3 protein-coding genes and 1 rRNA gene (1 of these 4 cut by a window edge) are annotated in these 5,844 nt (G+C 45.3%); all 4 read left to right on the forward strand.

Features of this window, described 5'->3' with window-relative positions; translation table 11 throughout:
* Positions 1 to 61: ribosomal RNA gene (gene rrf, locus C1T21_RS05290) — 5S ribosomal RNA — on the forward strand; it begins 60 nt to the left of the window's first position.
* Between the two features lie 958 nt (positions 62 to 1,019).
* Positions 1,020 to 1,844: a thioesterase II family protein gene (locus tag C1T21_RS05295; protein ID WP_103047499.1), complete on the forward strand. Its 825-nt coding sequence runs from the start codon at positions 1,020 to 1,022 to the stop codon at positions 1,842 to 1,844.
* 214 nt (positions 1,845 to 2,058) lie between these two features.
* Entirely contained in the window at positions 2,059 to 3,954 is a 1,896-nt protein-coding gene (locus tag C1T21_RS05300) for an ABC transporter ATP-binding protein (RefSeq protein WP_103047500.1), read from the forward strand.
* Entirely contained in the window at positions 3,929 to 5,794 is a 1,866-nt protein-coding gene (locus tag C1T21_RS05305; RefSeq protein WP_103047501.1) for an ABC transporter ATP-binding protein, read from the forward strand. Before C1T21_RS05300 ends, C1T21_RS05305 begins: the two co-directional genes overlap by 26 nt.
* Positions 5,795 to 5,844 lie beyond the last annotated feature (50 nt).

Genomic DNA, 5,844 nt, shown 5'->3' on the forward strand with positions numbered 1-5,844 from the left:
GCCCTCCAGCGCCGATGGTACTTGGACCGCAGGGTCCTGGGAGAGTAGGACGTCGCCAAGCAAGATAAAAGAGCACAGCCTTAACGGCCTGTGCTCTTTTTGTATACCATAAGGCTTTCGCGTTTTGGAAAATATACAAGAAACCCATACATATACTCCATTCCACTAAATTAATATGATTGGGGGATAACTACAATAAAGCTTACAACACTCTGCATATCGACCGATAGTGAAGTCAAACATAATGAAATTTATAAAGCAGCAAGTCTCCAACAACAGGGAGCCTTGCTGTTTGCCGTTACTGTTTTTTGAGGGGGTGAAGATTAAAAGTAAGGCTATAAATTTCTAGAGAACAGGTACTTTTGAAGCGAGATAGAAACGGTTCTATTAGAGTTTGAAAAGAAAATTCATAGCTTTGGGAGAGAAAAACTCAATCCGAACTGAATTTTTTAGACGAAGAGTCAGAAAAAAATATGCAAAATATGATCCTTTAGGACTATGAAATAACAATATTTATTACAAAATTAAAGAGTTATTAATTTTGGCTTATGTGAGCTTGATACAAATTCAATCCATTATTTAGAAGGTTAAAGGGAGTTGCGGAAAAAGGCGGAATTTGTCGGATGATATCAGGTTGAATTTGTTACATTTATGTTAATGGCATGTAAAGATAAAATTGTTGTAGGATAAGGGGTTGGAGCTTCAATGTAAATCATAATGAGTTTAGTTTTACAAAATTCGTGAAAACCTAAAATTTCGTTTTAAACTAAATTAACAGATCATGATTGACAGATAACTAATACCAAAAGTGAAATTGTTGCTTTTGAAGTTTGGAAACAAATAACAAAATATGGATTTTGTTTTATTTTTATGAGCTCTATCGATTTAGCCCTTTTGTCCCATGCCAAGTGGTTTTAAAGTTTGTATATTTAAAAACAGTTAGAAAGTGTTGGAAGAAAAAAAGAGATATAAGGATTTACTGTAAAATTATGAACTGAATAGAGGATGGAGGAATTCATATGACGACTCGATCGCAATCTTGGTTCGCGAAAACAGAGGTCCAACCGACTGCGAAGCTCCAACTATTTTGCTTCCCCTACGCCGGTGGTGGTGCTTACATATTTAACTCTTGGAAGTCTAGGTTTGCGCCTGACATTACCGTGTTGCCTATACAACTTCCAGGACGTGAAAGCCGTTCAACAGAAGCTCCAATGGATACTCTTCAAGACATCGTTCAATCGTTGGTTCCCGCAATGGCTCCATACATGCATAAGCCGTTCGCTTTTTTTGGGCACAGTATGGGGGCACTGATTGCATTTGAAACAGCACGACAGTTATACAGCAAAACTGGAAAGCTACCCGTGCATATCATCATATCCGGTAAATCCGCACCACATCTTCCATACTCCAAAAAACGACTCCATGATTTAGCAGACGATTCTTTCACCGAAGAGCTTCGTTTGATGCAGGGAACTCCTGAAGAGGTGCTGCAAAATGCAGAATTGATGCAAATTATTATGCCTCGTCTGCGTGCAGATTTTAAGGTATGTGAAACTTATGTTTATCAGCCGGGAAATCCACTGGTATGTCCGATGACCGTTTTAGGCGGAATGAAGGATTATGAGGTTAGCACAGATTCACTCCATGCCTGGCAACAACATACGACATCACCTATGGATGTTCGGATGTTCGAAGGTAATCACTTTTTCATCCATGAACAAGAACAAGAGGTTATGAGCGCAGTCGAGAACATTCTTTCTACATCCTCGCCTATGGCCCACACGGCGGCAGCTCATACAGCTTACAACACAAGCACCCTACAACCACGATTCAGACAGAGTTGAATGTCCCACACATCACGATACACTTCGTTATTACCCTCTCAGCAACAATCAACAACCAACCCACACCAAGATGCAAATTCCAGCATAGTTCAAAATCGCATTTTATTCTGTACGGATACTCATGCATCCAACCCAGAGTTTATCTCAACGACGTCCACAGCCAATATAAAAAGTTCGCACTAAAAAAGTGTGGGCAACGAAAAGAGGGATGCCCTTGTTTCGATTAAATTCTGCTTTTCGGAGACTCGCACGTTATGTAAGGCCGTATAATCTATGGGTTTTCATAACGGTGATCGCCTCCTTGTGTTTGGCAGCTATTGACATTATTTTGGGTAAGGCCATTGAGCAAATGGCACAGGGGACATTCTCCTCTACCCAGAACATGATCTATCTGGTTGTTGGTATGACGCTAATTGGAATGCCCTGTAAGTTTGTGATGAGGTACGCTTCAGCGCGGTTTAGTGTTAGTGCTCTGCGCGACTTGAGAGGCGATCTCGTACATAAGTTTTGCGATTTACCGGTTTCCAGCGTGGAAAGGAAATTTACCGGAGATTTGGTATCCCGTCTAACCAATAATACGGCAGTACTACAGAACTTTTTTATCCAGCAGTTTGCCAATCTGTTTTATTTACCGCTTGTGTTTACGGCATCACTCATATTGCTTTTACTGACAAGCTGGAAACTGATATTGGCAAGTCTTGCGCTCATGCCAATAGGAATGATCATAACATCACTAATGAGCAAGCCGATTGAAAAATATTCCGCGGATTTTCAAGAGAAAATTGCTCATTTGAACGCTGTGGGGCAAGATGCAATCGGAGGAATCCCTATCGTCAAGGCATTCAATATGCAAGCTGTGCTGTTGAAGAAGTATATGGTGATTATGGAGGAGGTCGTCAAGCGCGGCTTACGGCTAGAAAAGCGCTATGCAGCCATTACTCCGGTAGGTGTGATGATGCTGGCAACACCGATTATTTTGGTCATTGTATACGGAGGATACCTGATACAACATGGAGAGCTGAATGCTGGAGGCATTGTACTTTTTTTATACCTGATTTCGTTCATATTGCAGCCGATTGCCATGCTGCCGACGATCATTTCGCAAATGAAGGAAGCGGGTGGAGCCGCAAAGCATTTGTTTGAGGTGCTGGATTGGCAGAATGAACGTCAGGACGGCGAAATGACCTTGGTAGATCAGAAGCGAGAGAATAGGGCGCCTCTTTTGAAAGACGATGCAGATGGGGAAGCCAACCGAATGAGTGAAGGCGGAGCAGAAAGCGATGATGACGTTGATAGTGTTGCTGTAGTCAGCTTTGAGCATTTGACCTTTGGCTACGATGAAGGGAACACAGTGCTGAAGGATATCAGCTTCCAGGCAGGGCAAGGGGATATGGTGGCGATTGTCGGTGCCAGCGGTGGAGGTAAAAGCACGATTTTCAAGCTGCTTTGCGGATTTAATGAACCTGGAGAGCATGCTGGAACCATTCAACTATTTGGAAAGAGTTTGACAGATTGGAATTTAACAAGCCTGCGCAGTCATATTTCGATGGTATCTCAGGAGCCGTCGCTTTTTCCGGCCACCATTGCAGAAAATATCAAATATGGACGTTTGGAGGCGACTCGGGAAGAAATTGTCGAGGCGGCGAAAGCGGCACATGCGCATGATTTTATTGTTCAACTTCCCGAGGGCTATGAAACCCTGTTGAGCGAGCGGGGAGGCGGATTGTCTGGCGGTCAAAAACAGCGTATTTCCATAGCAAGAGCATTACTGAAAAATGCTCCGCTGCTTCTATTGGACGAGCCGACTTCAGCACTCGATAGTCAGTCGGAGGCTCAGGTGCAGAATGCGATGAATGCCGTAATGCAAAACCGGACGGTACTGGTCATTGCTCATCGACTGTCAACCGTACGTCAGGCGAACCGCATTATTGTACTCGATCAGGGGAGCATTGTGGAATCGGGTTCTCATGAGGAATTACTGGGTCGTGATGGTGTCTACCGAAAGCTGTATTTGAAAAATTTTGAAGAAGAACAGCATACGGCGGAAAACGGTAATTCGTTGCCTGAGGAAAGGGGTGAGCGTCGTGACCTTCAAGCAGGGGTTTTATGAATTTAAGCAGTTGATGTCCCTGATGAAGCCGCACCGAAAATGGTATTTTACCGGGCTGGTTGGCAATAGTCTGACCAATGCCAGCATCACGATTTTACTTTCTTTTGTGGTGCATTATTTGCTGAATTTCGCGGTTAATGGCGATGTACAGGAGCTATACCGAGCGGTCTATTTGGTCAGTGGTACATTTTTGGCATTAAGTCTTATTTCCCCCCTGTGCAGCTATATGTATAAACGGTGTGTAAAGCTGGCGATTGCCGAAGTACGAATGAAACTATTTGGCCACATTGTCAAGCTATCGTACGATAAAGCCGAAAAACACCATTCGGGTGATCTTGTATCCCGTATGACGAATGATGTACAGGCGCTGGAGCAGGCTTACACCGTTCATATCCGCTCGATTATACTGGAAATTTCGCTTTTCTTGGGCTCGTTGATCATTTTGATGGTTCTGGATTGGCGATTTGGGATTATGGCGGTTTTACTTGGGTTGGCTTCAGCCTGGATAAATGCTCATTTCGCGAAGAAAATGCGAAAGACGAGTGAAGAGTTACAGGGGCGGATGAGCAGGTTCACGGAACGATTGAGTGATTTGCTTTCCGGTTTGCAGACGGTGAAGTTGTTTGGGTTGAGGACAAAGGTAGGCGGACTTTGTAACGATGCAAGCGAGGACATAAACCGCATCAGCATCCGGCAGGGACGTCATATGGGCTTGCAGGATATGTGCAATTTTGTCATAGAGTTCATTACGCTGGGCGGTGTGCTTGTCGCCGGATTGATTCTGGTATCGCAGAAGCAAATGGAACTGGGAGTATTGGGACAGATTGTGCAGCTGCAAACCGGTATTTCAACGGTGTTTTTGGAGCTAGGGGCGGCTGTAACACTGTTACAAAACTCCTTGGCAGGCTTGGCGCGTATCCGCGAAATTCTGGATGAGTCGAAGGAAGAGGAGCAGTTCCCCGCGGCTAAAAAGAAGGGACCGCTGACTAGGCTTATCGATCCCGAGACGGTAGCTTTATCAGCCCGTGAATCTGGGGAATTCTATGGCGATGCTGAGACCTTGCATTCAGATCACGCCATTGAACAGACTCCGGCTGCGCTGGAGCTACACGACATCACCTTTGGCTATCAGCCTGACCATCCAACGCTGCAACGGTTAAACTTGGTCGTGCCAGAAGGGCAGGTAACCGCGCTTGTCGGCCCGAGTGGTGGTGGCAAAAGCACAGTCATGAAGCTGTTGCTAGGATTTTACCCACCGGACGAAGGTGTGCTGCGGGTTCGTGGTCGCTTGGCAGAAGAATTTCCGTTGGATGAGGTCAGGGATTTGATGGCCTATGTACCACAGGAGGCTACGCTGTTCCACGGTACAGTAGCGGATAATATCCGTTTTGGCTCACCGGCTGCCACGGATGAGGAAGTAGAGGCTGCGGCCAAAACAGCCTATGCCAGCGGCTTCATAGCTGAGCTGTCAGAGGGGTACGACACGATTGTCGGTGAACGCGGAGCCAATTTGTCCGGCGGTCAAAGACAGCGGATCGCAATTGCCCGTGCTTTGCTCAAAAATGCACCGATTTTGCTGTTGGATGAAGCGACCTCGGCTTTGGATGCAGAATCGGAATATGAAGTCCAGCAGGGCTTAAATGAGCTGATGAAGGATCGTACGACATTAGTTATTGCCCATCGATTGTCTACGATTGAACGGGCGGATACGATCTGTGTCCTTGCCGATGGCGAGCTGAAAGAGCAGGGTACCCATGATCAGCTCCTTGCCGAGGGCGGTCATTATGCAGAGCTGTATGAGCTTCAATTTCGAAAGCATCCCGAGGAACAAACCGCATAAATATGCGAATTTCCTTTTTACCAATATCTATTTTGCGAGGAGAGAGACGG

The sequence above is a fragment of the Paenibacillus sp. F4 genome, assembly GCF_002894905.1.
GTDB lineage: Bacteria > Bacillota > Bacilli > Paenibacillales > Paenibacillaceae > Paenibacillus > Paenibacillus polymyxa_B.